The organism is Owenweeksia hongkongensis DSM 17368, assembly GCF_000236705.1.
Classification (GTDB): domain Bacteria; phylum Bacteroidota; class Bacteroidia; order Flavobacteriales; family Schleiferiaceae; genus Owenweeksia; species Owenweeksia hongkongensis.
Map to the genome: position 1 here is coordinate 3,537,397 of NC_016599.1, position 20,602 is coordinate 3,557,998.

Consider the following 20,602-nt stretch of genomic DNA (forward strand, 5'->3'; position numbering starts at 1 on the left):
CAATACATGAAAGTAATTGATCATATAAACAACGCTAAGGAAACTATCTTTTCATTTGAGATTTTGCCTCCCCTTAAGGGACAAAACATTGGGGAAATTTATCAAACCATTGATTCATTGATGGAGTATAAACCCCCATTTGTGAATGTGACCTATCACCGAGAAGAGGTGGTTTATAAACAAATGCCAGGTGGTTTGTTGGAGCAAAAAGTCATCAAGAAAAGACCGGGTACTGTTGGGATTTGTGCCGCCATCCAAAATAAGTACAAGATAGATGCGGTACCCCATATCCTCTGCGGAGGGTTTAATCGTGAGGATACTGAAAACGCTTTGATAGATCTCAACTTTTTGGGAATAGAGAATGTGCTTGCCTTGCGTGGAGACTGTATAAAAGGAGAGACCTATTTTAAGGCAGAAAAGGATGGCCACGCCTTTGCGGCAGATTTGGTGAAGCAGATTTATGAAATGAATGAAGGCGTTTATTTAGACGAAGAACTTCAAAATAGAACACCCAGTAATTTTTGTGTAGGAGTGGCAGGTTACCCTGAAAAGCATTTTGAGGCGCCAAGTTTAAATAATGATATAGCCCACATGAAGGCTAAGATTGATGCCGGAGCTGAATATATTACTACGCAATTGTTTTTTGATAATGAAAAGTACTTTAAGTACGTGGAAAAGTGTAGAGCTGCAGGTATTACGGTTCCAATTATTCCGGGTATTAAACCGATAGCCACTAAAAAGCACCTTAGTATTTTACCTCATTTTTTCCATGTTGATCTTCCTGATGATTTAGTGACTGCTGTAGAAGCCTGCAAAGACAATAAGGAAGTTCGTCAGGTAGGAATAGAATGGGCCATCAATCAATGCAAAGAATTGAAAAAGGCAGGAGTGCCGGTTTTACATTTTTACTCTATGGGAAAGGTGGATAATATCCAAAGTATAGCCAGAGAAGTGTTTTAGTCAACCAACTAAATTCTAACAAAAATAAAAGCCCGATCTACAATTGTAGATCGGGCTTTCTCATGTTCTAAAATATCTTACTTAGAAAATGTTTAATAAATCTGGTGATAAAAACCAATCTAAGTTTAGAGTTCCACCACTCTCTGCCCATGATTGAAACTGAGGGTAGGCCACTAAAACATCAACTTTTTCTAATGGATGCTGGAAGGTGTTGTAGCTGGTAATCTCTACAGCCCATGGAAGGCCTGAGGCTGTATTATAGGTTCCATTTATGTCATCTCCAGTGTTGAACAATTGATTATCAGCAGCAGCTGTTCCAGAGAATCCATCCAGATGTATTTCTTTTCCGCGTTCTTGAGTTCTAAAGATGTAGAAGTCAGGAATAATGTTGGTACCCGTACCACTTGCAAAAGTTATTGTGAAGGTAAATACATCAGGGGTAGCGTCAGCGCCAGTGCCAGTATTAGTGTAATACGTGCTTTGGGCTTGAAGTACCCCATCAAATACAATGATACCGTTAATATTGCTTGGATCTTGAGTAGCTCCAGTTATACTGCTTATAATAGAGCTTTGAATTGCATTTTTTGATGCAGCATCAACCAAGTTGATAGCTAGGCCATTGTTTAGTCCAGCACCAGCCGCTTGCAGTGTAATGTTAAATGTGGCGTCCACAAGCTCATTATTTCCGTTAAGCGTATAATCTACTTTTGAGTCAATTACCATATCGTTAAAATCAAAGTCGCCCTGATATGGCCAAGAGTCTTCAAAAGCAATTTTTTGCGTACCAGCTGTAGGGTAGCTACCTGTAAATGCTTTGTTTGGGTCATTTGGAAATTCATCCTGACTATCTTCCACTCCATCATTATCTGCATCAATCACTGCCGATTTTGTCTCAGCCGTTACATTATCAAACCATGTTTTGTTAGACCCATATAGAAGTATACTTGCCTTTGTTGCATTAGAAGGTATAGCATTAGCTATGGAGATACTGTTAAACCCACTATTTAGATAAGAGCCTGTATAGTTTATGTAATATCCATTTGAATCATAAAAGAATACAAAGACTAAAGCACTACTAGAGCTACTAGCGTAACAATCAGTTGTTACAACAAGTGAATCTCCTGCTGGAACATTAAAAGTTTGCTCTATATAAGAGCTTTTTTTGTTTTTAACCTTCCAAACTTTACTTCCACTTTCAGTGCTCCAAGTATAGTTTTCATCAAACTTATACCATCCACCAACACTATTAGATGATGAAAAGCTATTACTGCTGAAGTCACCATTTATAAGCAAGTTAGTCGCTGCGCTTTTCTTTAAAGAAGATTTACGCTGATTGGCTGGTGTAGCATTTACTAACATTCCCTCAATATCAGTTGCAGGGTCTGTATGTAGTTTGAAATTCACATTTCCCGCTCCTTCAATTTGAAATTTGTCACCAGTGCTTGGAGCAAATAAAAAGTATGTTCCTTCAGTTTGAGGAAGGTTCAAATAAAAGGAGCACTTGTTTCCTTGAATAACAGTAGTTTCTAGAACATTATTGAGTTCATCAATAACTTGAACCCTCTGACCTTCGGTGCGAAAGTTACTTCCCGCATTAATGGTGACATTTAGGTTTCCTTTTAAACTGTTACTCCAGTTAAATGTGGTTGGAATTGTAAGAGATCCAAGGTTTGTGGCGTTGGACGGGTTTTGGTTTGCTTTGGAGTCTTCGTTCTTGTTACAAGACGCCAAAAATAGACTTGCTATCGCAAGAATAGATAGAGCTTTGTTCATGACTATAATAAGTTAGAGTTAAATAAAAGAATGCTGTTTCGGACATTCTACGTGCAAATAACCAAAATATAACCAGATAATCAAGGTTATTAATCGATTACCCGACTTTTTAAATAGACGAAATAAAAAAAGCCGTTACCCATTTTCACAGGCACCGGCTTTTCTCTCTCTACTCTGAACAACTATTACGGTACGAATATTTTACCCTGAGTTGGATAAAGCATCCATTTTTTATTATTCATTCCATTACTACTTGCCCAACCTTGGAATTGAGGATAGGCCGTAACAATATCCACTTTTTCAAGTGGGTGACTAAAATATAGGGAATAAGGATATATGACTTCAATAGCCCATGGAAGTCCTTTTGAGTTTTTGTAAGTACCATTTACATCATCACCTGTGTTAAATAGAGTTCTATCAGTAGCTTCAGTTCCATGAAATCCTGGTAGATGAATTTCACGACCTCTTTCGTTTGTTCTAAAGATGTAGAAGTCAGGAATTATTGTCACACTTCCTGCGTTAGAGTTAAACTCAATAGTAAACTCAAACTCTTGAGGTGCAGACCTTGGCCCTGAGCCAGTGTTTGAGTAATATGGTTTTAATGCACTAATCAAATTTTCTACTACCAGCACTCCGTTTAAAACACTGGCATCTAGTTTACTTACTGTGTTTCCTTGTTTAAGGGCGATACTGCTGATAATATTATTGCTAAAAGGAATCTTATTATTATCCAATAACTGAAGTCCAACTCCATTTGCAAGCCCTGCACCCATTGCATTTAACTGCACTTTTACGCTGGCACTTACCAAGTTGTAACTAGCATCTCTAGCGAATTCAACATGGTTTGAAAGTACTACATCATTAAAATCATTATCTCCATTATATGGCCATAAATCTTCAAAGGCTAGTATTTGTCTACCAACAGTTGGAAAGAATGTTGCATATGATCTAGTAGGGTCATTAGGGTAGTAATCCTTGCGGTCAATAACGTTGTCACCATCAGAGTCAACTTCAGGAACTTGGGTCATATTAATGTTATCTAGATGCTCATTTGAGCCTGCAAAACCGTAAAGTTGAATGTGTCGAACATTTGGAGCAGCTAGGAAGGTGCAAGATGCATTTCCATTTGAGCTTAAGGTAACTCTGGTATGACCAATGTACTTTTGATCATTATCCATAAAAAGTATGAAGAAACCAGCATTTCCACTGTACTCATATGTTAGATCATAAATTTGATCTCCAGCAATCTGTACAGATTGAAGTATTCTGCCATCTTCACCAACAGTATTTGATGTAAAAACATTAGTTCCATTTCTAAGAGCGATTTGCCCAGCTGAATTATATCTGTACCACGCACCAGCAGTACGGACCTTAGTGAAGGACCGTGAGTCTAGCTGTGGTGAAGAGTTTTCAAAGTCACCTTCAAGAATTAAGTTATTCCCAGAAGTCTTTTTCACCTGTGTACCAGACTTAAAGAAAGAGCTACCGAGGCCAGCTTCAAAATCAATCTCCTCAATTTTTAAAGTGGTGGTCGATTTGTTTGTGTTTATTTGAACACGGTCCTGAGTGTTAGGGTAATACGCAAATAATTCGGTGTTTTGTTCAGGTATTGAAACAGAAAACGAAGTTTGACCACCATTAATTACTGCAGTTTGTAAGACATTTCCATCCACGTCTTGCAGTTCTACTGGCTGATTTTCTGTGTATAGATTGGAAGGAGCATCCAGCACAACTGTAAAGTTGCCATTGATACTACTTGACCAATTAAAATCTTCTGAAACTGTTAAATCTGAAAATGATAGCGCAGAAAAAGAAGGATCGTTTGTTGAGGTATCCTTTTCTTTGCTACAAGCAACTGCGAGAGAGGACAGTGCTACTACTGAAAGTATTTTAATAGTGTTCATAATGTTTGTTTTTGACTTGTTAAGTACTAATGGAAAATCAGGCCAAGAATTAATTCGTTTGTAAACATTTGATAATTTGGTGTTTATGATTTTTCGCGTTTATTTTTTTTGTTTCGTTTTGGGAATTGGTTCCATAATAGGGCTAAAAACAGCCGGTTAAATTGATTTGATAAACTTGTATTTAGCATTAGTGTGTTTGCACTTGATTATGTGATTGTTGTTAAATGACCGTTTTGTTTTGAACAGTTAGGGTGGGCAATTTGTGAATATCTCATTGTGGAGGTCTAACTTTTTTTAGGGCTATCTCACTACATTGAATGAATATTAACCCTTAAATATTCATTGCACATGGTCAGAAAAACCACGAAGAGCGATACTCCAGCGAAACGAACTCCCAAAAATTCCAAGAAAATATTCGTTTTAGATACTTCAGTCATTTTGTATGATCATAACTCAATTGTGAATTTTGACGAGCATGATGTCGCTATTCCCATAACGGTACTTGAAGAGTTGGATGAGTTTAAAAAAGGAAGTGACACAAAGAATTTCGAAGCTCGACAGTTTATACGTTTTATTGATAAGAAAGCCGGTGAAAAGGATTTGCAAGATTGGATAAGTCTGAATGGAGGTAAAAAGGGAAAGTTTAAAGTTATAATGAACCCTGAGCCAGGAGAGGTGGACGCAAACAAGGTTTTTGGTGGAAAGAAGAATGATCATCTTATTATAAATGCAGCATTGCTACTGGCAAAAACGGAAAAGACAAAGCAGGTAATCTTAGTTACCAAGGACATTAACCTTCGTCTTAAAGCTAAAGCCTTAGGTTTGGTGGCTGAAGATTATGAAACTGGTAAAGTCAAGGACTTAGATTCATTGTATTCTGGCAAAAGCCAAATTGAAGATTTTAATCAAGATTCTATTGATAAATTATACAAGGAGCATTCGGTTTCTATTGATGAGATTAAAAAGGCGAACAAAGACTTTACTCCAAATAGTAATCATTTCTACATTTTAAAAGGTTCTAAAAGTAGCACCTTGGCTTGTTACAACCCATTTAACGAAACTCTGGATCAATTAGAGAAAAAGAGTTACTGTGGCATTAAGCCAAAGAATGCAGAACAGACTTTTGCATTACATGCTATTGCTAATCCAGATATAAAATTAGTCACTCTTTCCGGGGTTGCAGGTACAGGTAAAACCCTCTTGGCTTTGGCTGGGGCTTTAGATCAAAGACGAGACTTTAAACAGATTTATTTAGCTCGCCCAATTGTTCCTTTGAGTAATAGGGATATTGGCTATTTACCCGGAGATATGAAGGCGAAAGTAGATCCTTATATGCAGCCGCTGTGGGATAATTTAAAGTTTATAAAAAACCAATATAAAGAGGCTGATAAGGAATACAAGCAAATTGATGATATGGTAGCTAGTGAAAAGTTATTGGTTACGCCTTTGGCTTACATTAGAGGTAGAAGCTTGAGCAACGTTATTTTTATTGTTGATGAAGCTCAAAACCTTACCCCACACGAGGTAAAGACAATCATAACAAGAGCGGGTGAAAATGCTAAGTTTATCTTTACTGGAGACATTCATCAAATTGATACACCTTATTTGGACGAGCAGTCTAATGGTCTTTCATACCTTATTGATAAGATCAAAGGAAACAAGCTGTTTGCTCATGTGACCTTAGAGAAAGGAGAGCGAAGTGAGCTGGCTAATTTGGCTAATGAATTGCTCTAATTGGATTTTACCCAATTTGTAATTTTATTGACCAGTTCTTTTGGTAGCGGAAAGTCGGGATCAGTATAGGCTGCCCTATTCTGTTCCTCACTTTCATCTACCATTTTTAATACATGATTCATATTTTTTAAATACAAATACTCAGCTTTTGGAGCAGCCTCTTTCAGCATTTCCCCCTCTTTGGTGGTGGTTTGTAAATCTTGTCCTCCCTGAATTATCAAAATGGGAATTTTCAGTTTAGCAATTTCTTCGGTAGGAGTGTATCTAAAATAACTGCGCAAATAAGGTTGCAGTGATTCGCGGAGAAGGCTAGCTAGTGCAGGATTATATTTAGTTACCGGGTATCCATTTTTAATTGAATCCATTTTTTGTAAAGTGGATTTCTGCATTTCCTCGGGAAGGTTTTTCTTTAGCTGCTCCTGTAATAATATGTAAGCGTTAATGCCGGAGCCTTCCAGGCTGATAAACCCTTTTACTTTATTTTGCTGAGCAGTGAGCATTCCTACCAAAGATCCTTGGGAATGTCCAACGATGTAAATCTTTTTAAAACCTAACTTTTTTAAAGATTGAATAGCACTGGAGGCAATGTCAACATTGTCTTCAAATCGCAAATCTTCTTCTGTACCTGAGAATTGAGATTTTCCCACTCCCATTTTATCATATCTAAAGGTGGCGATTCCATGATTTAAAAGTGAATCAGCAAGTAGCTTAAATGAATTATTAGTTCCTGGAATTAGCTGCGAGTTTCCATCACGGTCTGTTGGTCCGCTTCCAGGGATTATTAGCATTACAGGAAGCTTGTTTATCTTTTTGCTATCCTTACCCTGGCTGAGTAGCGTGCCATAGAGAGTATCTTTATTCCAAATGAAGGAAAGTTCTTCTTCAACACGGATTACATTTTGCGCCAAGCAAAAATTGAGACTTAAAAAAATACCGAAAAGGCTTGTGATTACTGTTTTCATAAAAGGGTATAAAAAAGAAAATCCTGACTCGTGATGAGTCAGGATTCCAAAAATAATATAAATAGGGTCTACTACACTTTTTCGGAAACTAAAGGTGCTCCCGCAAGGATTTCATCGCTAGCATAGTCTGAAAATTTCTCAAAGTTCTTATTGAACTTCTTAGAAAGATCATTTGCTACTTTGTCATACTCTTCTTTGTTTTCCCAAGTATTTTTAGGATTCAAGACTTCGGTAGGCACGTTAGGACATGTAACCGGCATTGCCAATCCAAATACTTCGTGGTTTACAAACTCAACATCGTTAAGCTCGCCATTAAGAGCAGCGGTAATCATTGCACGGGTGTAGCCAAGCTTCATGCGCTTTCCTACTCCGTAGCCACCACCAGACCAGCCAGTGTTGATCAACCATACATTTACATTTGCATCCTTCATCTTTTTGCTAAGCATATCAGCATACTTGGTAGGGTGCAAAGGCATAAATGGCGCACCAAAGCAAGCAGAAAATGCTACTTGTGGCTCGGTAATTCCAGCTTCGGTTCCAGCAACTTTTGCGGTGTATCCACTTATAAAATGGAAAGCAGCTTGCCCTGGATTAAGCTTAGAAATCGGAGGCAATACTCCGTAAGCATCACAGGTAAGGAAGAAAATGTTCTTTGGATTTTTTGCCAAAGAAGGAACCTGAATGTTATTAATATGATCGATAGGGTAGCTTACACGAGTGTTTTCGGTAATGCTTGAACCTTCAAAATCTACTTCATTGGTATCGCCTTTAAAATCTACGTTTTCTAAAAGAGCACCTGGCTTAATAGCCTTGTAAATGTCTGGCTCTTTTTCTTCGCTTAGGTCGATTACCTTGGCGTAACATCCACCTTCAAAGTTGAAGATAGTATTGTCCGCTGCCCAGCCATGCTCATCGTCACCGATAAGCTTACGGTTTGGATCTGCAGATAGGGTGGTTTTTCCGGTACCGCTCAATCCGAAGAAAAGAGAAGTGTCACCAGCATCACCAACGTTAGCAGAGCAGTGCATGCTCAAAACGTCTTTTTGGTGAGGAAGGATGAAGTTCAAAGCAGAGAAAATTCCCTTCTTGATTTCACCGGTGTAACCAGTTCCTCCTACAATTGCCATTTGCTTTCCGAAGTTTAGGATAGCAAAGTTTTCTTGGCGAGTGCCGTCTACAGCAGGATCTGCCATAAAACCAGGTGCATTGATAACAACCCAGTCCGGCTCAAAGTTTTTCAATTCTTCCTCAGTTGGGCGAAGGAACATGTTATAAGCAAACATGTTTGACCAAGGAAGTTCCGTAATTACACGGATTTTCAATTTGTAACGTGGATCTGCACAAGCGTAAACATCACGCACATAAAGTTTTTTGCCAGATAGGTAATCACCCATTTTGGCGTGTAGTTTGTCAAATTTGTCAGCGTCAAATTTGATATTGATGTCTCCCCACCAAACTGCGTCTTTGGTAAGTTCATCTTCTACAATAAAGCGATCTTTTGGTGAACGTCCGGTAAATTTTCCGGTGTTTACAGAAATAGCTCCAAGGCTAGATCTGGTTGCCATATTTTGATCTACTGAAATTTTTTCCAGATCCTCAGGGGCTAGGTTCCAGCTTGTATCGGCATTCTTTATCAGATACTTCTCTAGTTCGGCATTTGCCGGTTTGATCTCTGTGAAATGCATGTTTATGAAATTTTGTTTCACTTAATTTTAGGGCTGCAAATTTAGCCTTATTTGCTTCATGGCGTTTTTAAAAGTTACGAAATCACACTTTTATTAGACGAAAGTTTTAATCTGTCAGGTTTTTCGGGCGTATTGCTGAGATGAAAATGAGTAGCCAGCCAGCTATAAAAAACAAGCCTCCCAATGGTGTGATAGGGCCTAAAATGCTTGATTGGATACCTGTAATGGATGAGGTGCTTAGCAGGTAAATACTTCCTGAAAAACAAAAAGTGCCAATTATCCAGCACCAAACTATTCCTTTTATATAGCGTAGATTAAAACTTCCCATGGCAATGGCAAGCAAAGCGATGGCGTGCCAGGCTTGATAGCGAACCCCTGTTGTAAAGCTATTTAAGCTACTGGGTTCTAGTTGTGCCTTGAGTGCATGTGCGCCTAGAGCACCAAGTATTACTGCGACAAATCCGAAGGCCGAAGCCCAAGCTATAATTGTGTTTTTTTTCATGATTCTAAAATTTCTTCAAGCTGTGCTTTGCTGATTTCATAATCCAATTCCTCGGCCAATACTTTCATTTGAGACACATCTTTAAAACTTCCTTTTACAGAACGGACTAAAGTCAATCGGCTATTATCATAACTCAAAATGTTGAAAACCTGTTTCAATTCTTCTAAGGTGAAGTTGTGATTTTTAGCGTAAGCTTCACTTTTCTGAAGTTTTTCAAACTCAAATTCAGTTTTTGACAAATCTGTGATAAAGGCATCAAATGGATTTACTTTTATAACAACAGTATCCTTTGGCTTAGAAGCAGGTTTTATAGCTACAACCTTGTTTTGATTTTGTGCAGTATCAATTTTTATAACCACAGGCTTAGGCTTGGCGGTAGCAATGCTGTCAACTTTCTTGGTATGTACAATTTCCTTGGTAGGAATAACTGGTGCGGGAGTGGGGCTGCTAACCTGAGGAACTACTTCTGCTTGGTCAGATTTTACCGAAGCGGTGATTATTGGCTCTTTTTGCTCCATAGCTAATACGCGCTGTACTTCCATCGCCAGAATGCCTTCAGGTATTTTAGATAAAGTACCGCGATAGCGCAATTGAAGTTCGTCACGGCTATTGGTGGTCACTACATATTTGTAATTGCCTTTTTCGTGTAGATCAATAATTTTGGTGAAATAAACTCTTGGTTGTAGCTCTACTAGAAGTTGAGTTGGAACTGTGTCCAGTCCTTTAATCATCAACAAAGAGACGCGTTCAGTATTTTGAACATAGCCATTTACGCCAAGTAAAAAGCCGGTTTTTGATTCATCCTCTATAATAATATTGATTTGAGCAAAGGACGTAAGACAGATTAAAAAAGGGAGTATCCTAAGAAGGGGCATTTGTAGTTTCATGTTTGATGAGGCAAATGTAAGGTATAGTAGTTTTCACTTGCTTAGCTCCTTTAGAATTCTAATTTTGTGGACCTATGAAAAAGATACTTGTAATAGGAGCAGGTCGCTCCACATATAGCCTGATTAAGTATTTAAAGCAACATTCGGATAATGAAGGCTGGAAAATTACCATTGCAGATTTTAATTTGGAATGGGCACAAGAAAAAGCCGGAGATCATCCAAATACATCTGCTGTAAAGCTGGATGTGAAGGATGATGAAGAGCGAAAAGCCTTGATCAGGGATGTGGATTTGGTAATCAGTATGCTCCCTGCAAGTATGCATGTAAGTGTAGCCAAAGATTGTATTGCCTACAAGAAAAACATGGTTACGGCATCCTATATTTCACCTGAAATGGAGGCTTTGGATGAAGATGCCAAAAAGGCTGGAGTGGTGATGATTAATGAAATTGGCGTTGATCCGGGCATTGATCACCTAAGCGCTATGAAAGTGCTGGACGAAATCAGGGAGAAAGGTGGGAAGATGTTGGCTTTCGAAAGTTTTACGGGTGGGCTGGTTGCCCCTGAAAGTGATAACAACCCCTGGAACTATAAATTTACATGGAACCCAAGAAACGTGGTGCTAGCCGGAGCTGGTGGAGCGGTAAAGTTTATTCAGGAAGGGCAGTATAAATACATTCCTTATCATCAGCTTTTTAGGAGAATTGAATTTATGGAAATCGGAGAGTATGGCCGTTTTGAAGGTTATGCCAATCGCGATTCATTGCGTTATAGGAAGGTGTATGGCTTAGAAAATATTCCAACTATTTATAGAGGAACACTTCGTAGACCAGGCTTTTCAAGAGCTTGGGATGTGTTTGTGAAGTTGGGAATGACCGATGATAGCTATGTGTTGGAAGATTCAGAAAACATGACCTTTCGTGATTTCACAAATACTTTTTTGGCCTATAATCAGCATGATTCAGTTGAGCTGAAATTGATGCACTATCTTAATATTCCGCAGGATTCCGTGCTGATGGATAAGCTTACTTGGCTGGGTATTTTTGAAAAGACCAAGGTGGGAATTAAGAATGCCACACCAGCCCAGGTTTTACAACATATATTGGAACAAAAGTGGACCATGGATCCTGATGACCATGACATGATAGTGATGTATCACAAATTTGGCTACGAGCTAAATGGTGAAAAACACATGATAGAATCATCAATGGTGAGTATAGGTAGAAATAGTAAAGAAACAGCAATGGCTCGAACAGTCGGGCTTCCTGTGGCTATTGCTGCCAAAAACATCCTTAACGGAAATATTACCACTCCCGGGGTTCAAATTCCGATTACCAAAGAAATATACACTCCAATGCTAGAGGAGCTAGCGGAACATGAAATTATATTCACTGAAAGGGAATTGGAGTACGCAGGTTATTAACTGAGAAACTTTTTTATTCTTAAGCGATTAATGAAGAGGGCTCTGTCACTTATATATTTGAAGTGGGATAAGAGCCTTTTTTGTGGATTATATCTTTCTATAAAAGCTGTGGTTTTTTCTTTGTCGTGAGTGCTTTGTTTATCCTGGATTTCAATCAAGTGACAAAGTTCATAGTAGAGGGGCGTGTTTTTCCTGCAAATGTAGTCTCGTATTTCAGCAAGCTTTTCAATTGATAAAGTCTGCGGGATATATTGTTTTTGCTTGGTTTGTCTTATAGTTTTTAGAAAAGCTTCAGATTGATCACAAGGAATTTCTTTAAAGAATAACTGAATTTCATCAATAACATGCTGAAGGTGTTTATCAAATTCTTCAGGTTTCAAAAGGGAGTAACTCGTTGTTCCGTCCTGATTTTGTTGAAGTAAATTATTCAGTAGGTAATCACAATATGGGTTGAGGTTAAAGTGATTTAAAAAACGCTTTACTTCTAGGGCCTCTAGCGTGTATGCGAGGTTTACTTTTTGGTTGGGGATATTTTCTTTGGGATCAATACCCATTGTAAAAAGGAGGTCATTAATAATATTCCCCCGATGGAACATTTTTTTATCAAAGTATCGGATAATAAGGTTTTCAGAGCTATGCTTTTTTACAAAATCACGAAGGTGTCCGATGGTGCCAAAATTGGGTCTGCGTGTTTTAATTTCAAATGGTTCTGTTTCACCAAAGTTTTTCACATTTTGATTGTAAAGCGATTCAGCCAGCGTCAGAGGGTTTCGTAAGTAGAAAATAAATTTGGCCTGAGGGATTGCTCGCGTTAGCTCATTGATTGGTCCAAAAAAGTTTTCAGACGAAAGTAAAAGTACACGAGAATCACTTTGTTCAAATAAGTTTATAAGCTTGGCTATCTTATTTTTAGAAGGATTTCTTTTTTCGTTTTCATAATAAATGGCGTTAAAGTTTCCCACGCTCACTCCGCTTTCCATCAAAGTATGGCTAGGATACATTATACCCAACTCTCTTAGCAAAGCAGGGTTTTGCAGCATAAACTTTTGAATAGCTGATGAGCCGGTTTTGGCGGGGCCTACATGAATATAAATTTGCTTATCCAACTTTTACTCCTCAAAGACTTGTACATCCGCTTGCTTTAGGGTCAGCTCTGTAAACTTACCAGTGTAGCGTGTGGCACGCACAATGTGGTTATCTATCCAATGATAATTGCCACCACGTGGTTTGCCCATCAGTAGTCCGTGATATTTAAAATTGTTTCTTTTAAGCCAGTTTTCCGTTACCTCGCGATGTTCTTCTGTGCGAGATGTAAAAAAGGTGATGATATGTCCATCGTCATACCACTTGTTCAGCGTTTCCAAGGCATCAGGGTATAACTCGGCTGTAGCCATTCGCTCAGGTTCTTCATTGGGAATGTCATCACAAATGGTACCGTCAATGTCTATTAAGTAATTTTTTACTTCATCCGGTAGAATAGGGCTGACGTGCTTTCCATCAATTTTAGTTTCTACAAGTTTGGGAGTTTTTTTGTTTTCCATGCTGTTTGGTTCTGACCTTTTTATTCAATCTTAATTTCTGAAATTGAAATCTCGTGAAATTCTGTCAAAACCTTTGCCTACAAGTAGAAATCTTTTGTCAAGATTTGATACTCCTCACTTCGGCTTCCACTTTCATCCCTTATCGTAAGGTGATTTTCCTGAATGGAAAGGTTTTCAAATGAAAGCTCTAAGAGCCACCTTTTTTCAGGAGCATTGGGTGATCCAAAAATTCGGGTTAATCTGATGAGGTATAGACCTTGACGTTGTGCTTCTTTAATAAATAACTCGCCTTCTTCGTTTGGGAGTATTACCGCTAGTCTTCCTTTAGGGCTTAGCAGTTCTGCGGCTTTCGCCAAAAAGGCGGGTTGTGGCAAATATTCTTCATGGCGAGCGCGGTCGCGTTCACTTTTCCCTGAAGAGGTATTTCCTTTATAAAACGGGGGATTGCTTACTATGAGATCGTATTTTTCCGCGAAAGCGAAATGGAGAAAATCACCATTTATCATATTTAGCCTTTCGGTAAAAGGTGATGTGGAGGCATTTTCTGAAGCTTGAAGAAAAGATGGTTTATGTAGCTCAATGCCTGTTACGGTAGATTTTGGAAATCTTTGAGCAAGCATAAGAGCAATCAATCCGCTGCCTGTACCAATGTCCAAAATGTACTTAGCATTTTTAGCATTTGACCATGCGCCTAGTAGAACACCATCAGTACCTACTTTGTGGGCACACTTATCATGTGAAATAGAAAATTGCTTAAAACTAAATGGAGTGATGGGACGCATCAGGTGAAAATCTAAATTCAAAATGCTAAACTCTAAACAAATCCCAAATTAGAAACCTCAAATGCGAAAAAATGGCAAGATGACTTTTTGAAGTTTCCAGCTTTTGAATTTGATAGTTTGTTTCGGATTTTGAGTTTCGTGCTTCGAGTTTATTCTCCGCTGCGATAAAGCTCAATCAACCCTGGAGGGCAATTCAGATGAATCTTTTTTTTGTCACGATCAATTCGATCGATAAAATCATCCACTGCAGGAATTAGAATTTCCTTGTCGCCATCCAATACCTTAAATAGCGGCTGAGCGCTGCTGTCCATTACTTCCTGGCAAGTGCCAAATTCACCAACTTCTGCATCTATCATCGTAAAGCCAACTACTTCGTGGAAGTAAAACTTTTTCCCGTCAAGGGCAGGAAGGAAAGTTAGGGGTAAGTATAGCTCGTAACCAATCATGCGCTCGGCTTCCTCGGGAGTCACATCTTCAAACCTAAGAATAAAATGCCCTTTGGAATTGGTGGCAGATTCTTCAATAAAAAAAGGAACCAGTTCACCGCGGATGTCCACGAAAACTGATTCCAATTCGTAATAATTTTGAGGTTGATCTGTATCGAAAAAAGCAACTACTTCACCCTTGTAACCGTGAAGGCGACTTATATGGCCAAGCTGATAGCAATCTTCTTTACGCAACGCTAGAAAATATTATTATTCTCCTTTGTTTTCATCATCCGCAGGCGCTTCTTCAGCAGCTGCTTCTACCTCTCCTTCTTCTGCTGGAGCTTCTTCCACTTCTGGAGCATTTGCTTCTGCGATAGCAGCAGCACGTGCTTTAGAAACTTCAGCTTCAGCTTCTAATGCTTTAGCTTTGGCATCTGCCTGAGCCTTAGTAAGACCTTCTTTTTTACCTTCGATTTTAGAAGCTTTTTCTTCCATCCAGGCGTCAAATCTTTTTTCGGCTTCAGCCTCGTCAAAAGCTCCTTTCTTTACACCATCAAGTAGGTGTTTCTTCATCATTACTCCTTTGTACTTAAGAATAGCACGAGCAGTATCGCTAGGCTGAGCTCCTTTTAGTACCCAATCAAGGGTGGTGTCAAAGTTGATGTCGATGGTAGCAGGATTGGTGTTTGGATTGTACAATCCTAAACGCTCAATGTACTTACCGTCACGCTTAGCGCGGCTGTCAGCTACTACGATGTGAAAGATAGGGCGGCTTTTACGGCCATGACGCTGCAATCTAATTCTTGTTGCCATGCATTAATTGTTTTAAAAGGGTACGCTGACCCGGTTAATTAATTTTAATAAGGTGGCAAAAGTAAGCAATTAATTCTTAGCTACGTAGCTTGTTTATGAAGAGAATTTGTGGCTTTCCAGTTTGCACTTAATTGAATAGGAAACCATTTGCAATTACTCCTGATTTAAACTGATCAATAAGCTGACCAGTTGCTGAATATCGGTAGATATCCGAAGCTTGGTTGTAATCCAGGGCATCAGCCAGATAGAGCTCTCCTGTCACTGGGTTTACGTTAAAACCGTAGATGTTCTGACCTGAAAAATCGAGTATTTTCTGTGGGGATAAGTTTAGTGCATCCACGCTCTGGCGGTAAACTGAAGTTCCCATGACAAAATATAGATCTTGTTCATTAGAATTGATTTCCAGATATAATGGGTTTTCATTATTTCCAAAAGTCCAGTCAAGCTCTATATCTCCATTTTGACTAAATCGATACAAATGCGCAGGGTTTTCTGTGGTGAGTACCCACATACGATTTTTGCTATCTACCACCATACGTTCTACGTTTTTACGCAAAGTGTAAGTGCTATCTTTTTCTAGTGTTTCGGGGTTCAGGCTCACTAGGTATTGCTTGCTGCCTACCCAAATCCTATCATTCCAGGCTATAGTATGGAATCCACTTTCAGGCATGACTATTTCTTGCTCCACTTTCATTTGGTCTAAGTTTAATACCCAGAGCTTTTTGGCATAAAGCTCTGTAACAAAAGCCCGATTTTTATAAAATGAAATGTAGCGTGGGTTGATCAAGCCGTCAATATCACCAACATTTTTCCAAGTGGTAGTGTCCACCACAGTTACCTTTCCCGAATTATTTAATACCAAATAGTACCGGCCATTATATTGCTGCATATCCTGAAGTACATCGCCAAGAGGTACATCATCATTAAAGCCTGAGTATACATTATATTGAACATCTTCTTCTGATGGATTGTAAGCAGTAACGCTTGCATTTCCACTTCCAAAATTACCTTCATCTACCACAAAAACATGTTTTCCTTCCAGTACTGGCTTTGGTTTTGGGTTGGTTTCCTGCGGGCCGATAATGTCCCGATCACAGGCTAAAAGACCAAAAACTGCAAATGCTATTGTAATCAAATTTTTCATAGGCCGAGTTGGTAGTTTAGTCGTACACTAAAATTAATACCTGGCTCAGGGCGGTAAGGTAGTACCTGATAAGGATAATTGAATATGTTGAAAACCGTAAAAGCTCCACTAAGTTGGTGCTTTTTACTTTTAATTAAATTTTTATGTAACAAACTCAAATTAGCTACAGTATAAGAGGGCATATATATATCATTGCCGGCTGTGGTGTAGTAGCGGCTGGTATAGTTTTGTGAGTAGCGCAATTCCCATTTTTTTAGCTGTAGCGAAAGCCCCCCCGAAACTTTGTGAAACGGAACGTAGGGCAATTGCCCATTGGCATCATCGTTTGAGTAAACTTCTACCGTGGTGGAGTGCGTATAGGAATAACTCATTCTATTACTCAATCGCCAATTTCCAAATTTTAAACTGCCACTAGTTTCTATTTCCACACCTGCATTTTCTACTTTTTTGAGATTTACAGGAGTGGTGTAATTGGCCTCAGGCACCCATTGAATCCAATCATCAACAAGGTTGTAAAAGCCTGTTGCCGCTACTTTTTGATGGTTGCGACTTTCGTCAGAATTAAAAATCATATAGTCATAACCTGCCTCAAGATTCCAGCTTTGTTCGGGTTTCAAATCTGGATTGCCACCAGGGTCCCAATAAAAATCGTTGAGGGTGGGGTAGCGGTAGTTGCGAGCAATATTCACACGCACTTTACTTTTGGTACCGATCTTTTGATGTGCTCCGATTGAGCCAATCAATGGTGAAAAAGTATCATTGATTAATTCTTCACGAAGCATTAGGTTTAGACTTCCATTTTTGGAAAAATGGTACTTCCAGCTACTAAAGATACTAGAATGATTTCGGGTTTCCTGGCCTTCATACTTTTCTGAATTAGCCACATCATAGCGGTAGCTAATTCCACTTTCAGTTTCAACTTTATTGGAAAATCGATACTTGTACCGCAGATTATTTTGCCATGAAACAAAGCGATTATTATCTTTTTCCAGGCTTCCTCCGTTTATAAAAATGTTGTCTGCTTTTACAAGTCCTGAGTTTACTTTCAGGTTCCATTTTGTAGCCTCCTGATTATATTCGGCTACAGCCGAAAAACTGTAGTCTTCCAACCTATCTTTAGTATCCATATTACCAATGATGGTGGGAGGTAATTCTCTGTCCACATGGTTGTACCACGCTTTTAGCGAAAGAATCTTTTTGCTGGAAAGGCGATAGTAGAAATTCTGAATGGCTCCTTGCTGCTGATAGGCTGAGTTTTGCATCACTCGCTCAGGGCGATCAGCTTGGGTAATGTCTTGATATGTGAAATCATTATCAGCCGTGTAGAAATATAGCTGGGTTTCACTTCTGAATTTGTTTGTCCCTAAATTTAGCGTTAGGTTGGTTTGGTACCGATCAAAACTGCCGGCCATTTGCTGTAGCTGAATATTGTTTCCGGCCTGAAAGTTGGCAGTATTATCCAATCGTAGGCTTCCGCCTAAAGCTCCTGAGCCGTCACTCAAACTAGCAAAACCATATTGTATATTAAGTTCATCAAAGGCATTTACAGGAATGGTAGAAAGATCGGCCAGCCCTAGCATAGGTGAACCAATGTCAAGGTTGTTCCAATAAACTTTGGTGTGAGAAGCCCCTGTTCCTCGAAAGGAAAGTGTAGCTACACCATTACCTCCGTAGGATTTAACGAAGATTCCGGTGTTGTCGCGCAGAGCTTCACCCAAGGTTAATCTTCCAATTTGGGCCAGGCTATCTGCCGAAATGCGTTCTTCTTTAAAGGTATTATCAGCTTTCACCAGAAATTCAGTGACCTGGGCTTCGTTCAATTGCAGGGTATCTTTTATTTGTCCCACTAAAGGTCCAGTCAATAAAAAACACATTGCTATGAAAGCCTGCTTTGTCATTTCAGGATTAGCTTTCGAGAAACTGTATTTCCACTTTTTAGTTTGAGCTGAAGCAAATACATACCACTTTGGAATGTTGTCAAATCAAGGTGTTGGTCATTTACAAATTTTGTAAAAATTGCTTGACCATTAGTGTTGTAAACAGAAATGTGATCAACTTCTGGGTGTAGTTGAATCGTTCCAATTGATGGGTTTGGGTAGAAAAGTTTTTTTGCAAGAGGTTCTTCTGAAAGGCCAATGCCTGAAGAGGGATTCAAAACAGCAACGGCATCCAAGTCAAAACCACCAGAAGGAAAATTTGTAGGGTAGGGCTCATTTATAATATTTCCTTGAGCATCGCGTGTGGCGTGCTGTGGGGCAATGGTTCCAATAGCATCTACAATTCTAAGGTGTGTAATGGCTTGAATATTAACGGAAGTGGAATCTTTTAAATCTGAAAAATCGAATGGTGTACCGAACTCTGCGCGATATTTTCCGGCAAGGTTGTGTATATCGGTTGGATGAATATTTCCAAAACCGCCAACCTGTTGGGTAATCTGTGTAAGGCTATTTGCCGGAAAACGGACAAAATTCACTCCATCGCTGCTAACTTCCACGAAGGCCAGCTCTAGATAAGTGTCGCTAAAAGAGTTTTCAAAGATGGCTAACTCAGGGCCAGATTGATCAGATAATGCTGGATTAAAAGTAATTTGCGCATAGCCACTGTCTCCAAGGCTTATCGCGTCTGTATTAGCTTTGCCAAAAGCAGCTGATGAATCGCCATGACTGGCTAATCCAAGGCTTTTATTAGCAATATCCAAATAGCCACGAACCAGTGTGCAATTGTTAGCCCAAGACTGAACAATAGATGAGTCTTTGTGAATAGCAGTGCTTCCGGCTATTCCAGCTGCTGGTGCATAAGGACCAGTAGCCTGGCTCCACAAGAAGCCAGGCACTAGTAATATTATGATTGTCAAAAAGCGCATTAGCGCAAAATTACAGGTTGTGTTTCACCATTTACTTGTACAAGATAAATTCCTGCTGGTAGTCCTGCCAATGAAATGCGTTCGTTAGCCTGAGCTTGTTGGCTAATTACTAAGTTTCCATTTCCTTGGTAAACTTTTACCTCAAGGGGCTTTGCAGCGTCAGCAGAAATTTGAATGTAATCACTTGCTGGGTTAGGATAAATTGAAAATGCCAATACTTTTCTTTCGGCAATTCCCACTGTATTGTCTACAGCAAACGGAGCTCCCGGACGCAATGCTGGCGCAAAATCTGTGTAAGAGGCTCCAAACAAATCTCCATTTACCACTTTGGTTCCAATACCTGCATTCATGGCCCAATTACCATAGTTGGTAGCACTCCAGGTACCCCAGTAGTTTGGCAAGCCACCCATTCCGCTATCGGTTTTGTAAATGATATCATTAAGGAAGGAAGTCGCATTTACAGTGAAATTGGTGTCTGCATTAGCGATTTCGTTTAACATATCACTACCGGTAGTTGAGTCAGTGAATAATACCCCCCATGCGAAAGACGAAGGTGTATTTCCGCTAAGGAAATCAACAACCAAAATAGCGCTGTCAGATCCGGTACCTACCCATGTTTTTACATCCGTAGCTGTAAAGGTATTTGGATCCCAAGCTGCGATAGGGAAGCCAGGTTTTACCGCTGAGGGCGTAAACCCATAGGAAATCGCAAACCAGTCACCATGAGCAACCGATGTGCCGATTCCACTATTCATGGCAAGTGATGCACTGTCTGTACCACTCCAGGTGCTCCAGTAGTCAGGCTGACCGCCTAAACCTTCATGCGAACCGTAGATCACATCATTAAGAAAACCACCTGATGCATTTACCGTAAGGTTGATGTCGGCTGCAGCAATGTCGGTAAGCATGTCTTCCCCTGTGGTGGTACCATTAAAAAGGTAGCCCCAAGCATAGCTTGAGTCTGTTGCGTAGGCTGATCCATCTTTAAAATCTACAATAAGCATGGCGGTATCGCTACCACTTCCTACAAAGTACTCGAGATCATCAAAGGTAAACTGTGCCTTAAGTGAGGCGATAGTGGCAAACCCTGCCAATAGAAATGAGAATAGTTTTTTGTTCATTGTTAAATGAAATTTAAAAAGTTAGAAAACAAAAAACTCCCAGGAAAAAATCATAGAATAAGACCCATCACGGGCCGTTTCC

General features: G+C 39.4%; 18 protein-coding genes. 3 read left to right on the forward strand and 15 right to left on the reverse strand.

The genetic code is table 11. The features are described from left to right. Positions 1–6 precede the first annotated feature (6 nt). Complete coding sequence (gene metF, locus OWEHO_RS15605; protein WP_014203457.1) at positions 7–960, forward strand: methylenetetrahydrofolate reductase [NAD(P)H]; 954 nt, start codon at positions 7–9, stop codon at positions 958–960. Between the two features lie 81 nt (positions 961–1,041). Here metF and OWEHO_RS15610 read toward each other — a convergent pair whose 3' ends face one another. Next, entirely contained in the window at positions 1,042–2,733 is a 1,692-nt protein-coding gene (locus OWEHO_RS15610; RefSeq protein ID WP_014203458.1) for an LruC domain-containing protein, read from the reverse strand. A gap of 185 nt (positions 2,734–2,918) precedes the next feature. Then, positions 2,919–4,637: an LruC domain-containing protein gene (locus OWEHO_RS15615; protein WP_014203459.1), complete on the reverse strand. Its 1,719-nt coding sequence runs from the start codon at positions 4,635–4,637 to the stop codon at positions 2,919–2,921. A 348-nt stretch (positions 4,638–4,985) separates the two neighbouring features. On the opposite strand from OWEHO_RS15615, the gene OWEHO_RS15620 reads away from it, so the two are divergent. Then, on the forward strand, positions 4,986–6,371 hold the full coding sequence (locus tag OWEHO_RS15620) for a PhoH family protein (protein WP_014203460.1): 1,386 nt from the start codon (positions 4,986–4,988) through the stop codon (positions 6,369–6,371). Here OWEHO_RS15620 and OWEHO_RS15625 read toward each other — a convergent pair. The 4 genes from OWEHO_RS15625 to OWEHO_RS15640 form a co-directional block, all read right to left on the reverse strand. Then, positions 6,368–7,333: an alpha/beta hydrolase gene (locus tag OWEHO_RS15625; protein ID WP_014203461.1), complete on the reverse strand. Its 966-nt coding sequence runs from the start codon at positions 7,331–7,333 to the stop codon at positions 6,368–6,370. The genes OWEHO_RS15620 and OWEHO_RS15625 overlap by 4 nt on opposite strands. Before the next feature lie 71 nt (positions 7,334–7,404). Next, positions 7,405–9,018 (reverse strand): phosphoenolpyruvate carboxykinase (ATP), encoded by a 1,614-nt coding sequence (pckA, locus tag OWEHO_RS15630; protein WP_014203462.1) that lies wholly within the window; start codon positions 9,016–9,018, stop codon positions 7,405–7,407. A gap of 106 nt (positions 9,019–9,124) precedes the next feature. Continuing rightward, positions 9,125–9,520, reverse strand: coding sequence for a DUF423 domain-containing protein (locus OWEHO_RS15635; RefSeq protein ID WP_014203463.1), 396 nt, complete (start codon positions 9,518–9,520; stop codon positions 9,125–9,127). Further along, positions 9,517–10,407, reverse strand: coding sequence for a DUF4476 domain-containing protein (locus OWEHO_RS15640; RefSeq protein WP_083828025.1), 891 nt, complete (start codon positions 10,405–10,407; stop codon positions 9,517–9,519). The genes OWEHO_RS15635 and OWEHO_RS15640 overlap by 4 nt, the downstream gene beginning before the upstream one ends. A 74-nt stretch (positions 10,408–10,481) precedes the next feature. Between OWEHO_RS15640 and OWEHO_RS15645 the strand changes: the two genes are divergently transcribed. After that, positions 10,482–11,828, forward strand: a complete 1,347-nt coding sequence (locus tag OWEHO_RS15645) for a saccharopine dehydrogenase family protein (protein WP_014203465.1) — start codon at positions 10,482–10,484, stop codon at positions 11,826–11,828. Here the strand turns inward: OWEHO_RS15645 and OWEHO_RS15650 are convergent. The 9 genes from OWEHO_RS15650 to OWEHO_RS15690 all read right to left on the reverse strand — a co-directional run bounded on the left by OWEHO_RS15650 (position 11,825) and on the right by OWEHO_RS15690 (position 20,520). After that, positions 11,825–12,934, reverse strand: coding sequence for a hypothetical protein (locus tag OWEHO_RS15650; RefSeq protein ID WP_041627674.1), 1,110 nt, complete (start codon positions 12,932–12,934; stop codon positions 11,825–11,827). The two genes, OWEHO_RS15645 and OWEHO_RS15650, sit on opposite strands and share 4 nt — an antisense overlap. A 3-nt stretch (positions 12,935–12,937) precedes the next feature. Next, a complete protein-coding gene (locus OWEHO_RS15655) occupies positions 12,938–13,369 on the reverse strand; it encodes an LNS2 domain-containing protein (RefSeq protein WP_014203467.1) in 432 nt (143 codons plus the stop codon). Between the two features lie 77 nt (positions 13,370–13,446). After that, positions 13,447–14,172, reverse strand: a complete 726-nt coding sequence (locus OWEHO_RS15660; RefSeq protein ID WP_143764637.1) for a tRNA1(Val) (adenine(37)-N6)-methyltransferase — start codon at positions 14,170–14,172, stop codon at positions 13,447–13,449. A gap of 128 nt (positions 14,173–14,300) precedes the next feature. After that, positions 14,301–14,831 carry a ribosome maturation factor RimM gene (gene rimM / locus OWEHO_RS15665; protein ID WP_014203469.1) on the reverse strand — a complete coding sequence of 177 codons (531 nt, stop codon included), beginning with the start codon at positions 14,829–14,831 and terminating at the stop codon, positions 14,301–14,303. Between the two features lie 15 nt (positions 14,832–14,846). Further along, positions 14,847–15,392, reverse strand: a complete 546-nt coding sequence (locus OWEHO_RS15670; RefSeq protein ID WP_014203470.1) for a 30S ribosomal protein S16 — start codon at positions 15,390–15,392, stop codon at positions 14,847–14,849. A 127-nt stretch (positions 15,393–15,519) separates the two neighbouring features. Next, on the reverse strand, positions 15,520–16,536 hold the full coding sequence (locus tag OWEHO_RS15675) for a YncE family protein (RefSeq protein ID WP_014203471.1): 1,017 nt from the start codon (positions 16,534–16,536) through the stop codon (positions 15,520–15,522). Then, the gene (locus OWEHO_RS15680) at positions 16,533–18,398 is read right to left on the reverse strand and encodes a TonB-dependent receptor plug domain-containing protein (RefSeq protein WP_169312803.1); all 1,866 of its coding nucleotides are present in this window, start codon (positions 18,396–18,398) and stop codon (positions 16,533–16,535) included. Before OWEHO_RS15680 ends, OWEHO_RS15675 begins: the two co-directional genes overlap by 4 nt. 32 nt (positions 18,399–18,430) lie before the next feature. Beyond that, positions 18,431–19,369: a T9SS type A sorting domain-containing protein gene (locus OWEHO_RS15685; protein ID WP_169312804.1), complete on the reverse strand. Its 939-nt coding sequence runs from the start codon at positions 19,367–19,369 to the stop codon at positions 18,431–18,433. Between the two features lie 29 nt (positions 19,370–19,398). Beyond that, positions 19,399–20,520: a T9SS type A sorting domain-containing protein gene (locus tag OWEHO_RS15690; protein WP_014203474.1), complete on the reverse strand. Its 1,122-nt coding sequence runs from the start codon at positions 20,518–20,520 to the stop codon at positions 19,399–19,401. Between the last annotated feature and the right edge of the window lie 82 nt (positions 20,521–20,602).

Excerpts from the sequence above, each read along its gene's own strand:
- OWEHO_RS15645 (WP_014203465.1), top strand. The coding sequence starts at position 10,482 with ATGAAAAAGATACTTGTAATAGGAGCAGGTCGCTCCACATATAGCCTG.
- OWEHO_RS15635 (WP_014203463.1), bottom strand. The coding sequence starts at position 9,520 with ATGAAAAAAAACACAATTATAGCTTGGGCTTCGGCCTTCGGATTTGTC.
- OWEHO_RS15655 (WP_014203467.1), bottom strand. The coding sequence starts at position 13,369 with ATGGAAAACAAAAAAACTCCCAAACTTGTAGAAACTAAAATTGATGGA.
- OWEHO_RS15675 (WP_014203471.1), bottom strand. The coding sequence starts at position 16,536 with ATGAAAAATTTGATTACAATAGCATTTGCAGTTTTTGGTCTTTTAGCC.
- OWEHO_RS15615 (WP_014203459.1), bottom strand. The coding sequence starts at position 4,637 with ATGAACACTATTAAAATACTTTCAGTAGTAGCACTGTCCTCTCTCGCA.
- OWEHO_RS15690 (WP_014203474.1), bottom strand. The coding sequence starts at position 20,520 with ATGAACAAAAAACTATTCTCATTTCTATTGGCAGGGTTTGCCACTATC.
- OWEHO_RS15640 (WP_083828025.1), bottom strand. The coding sequence starts at position 10,407 with ATGAAACTACAAATGCCCCTTCTTAGGATACTCCCTTTTTTAATCTGT.
- OWEHO_RS15625 (WP_014203461.1), bottom strand. The coding sequence starts at position 7,333 with ATGAAAACAGTAATCACAAGCCTTTTCGGTATTTTTTTAAGTCTCAAT.
- OWEHO_RS15670 (WP_014203470.1), bottom strand. The coding sequence starts at position 15,392 with ATGGCAACAAGAATTAGATTGCAGCGTCATGGCCGTAAAAGCCGCCCT.
- pckA (WP_014203462.1), bottom strand. The coding sequence starts at position 9,018 with ATGCATTTCACAGAGATCAAACCGGCAAATGCCGAACTAGAGAAGTAT.
- OWEHO_RS15610 (WP_014203458.1), bottom strand. The coding sequence starts at position 2,733 with ATGAACAAAGCTCTATCTATTCTTGCGATAGCAAGTCTATTTTTGGCG.
- metF (WP_014203457.1), top strand. The coding sequence starts at position 7 with ATGAAAGTAATTGATCATATAAACAACGCTAAGGAAACTATCTTTTCA.
- OWEHO_RS15620 (WP_014203460.1), top strand. The coding sequence starts at position 4,986 with ATGGTCAGAAAAACCACGAAGAGCGATACTCCAGCGAAACGAACTCCC.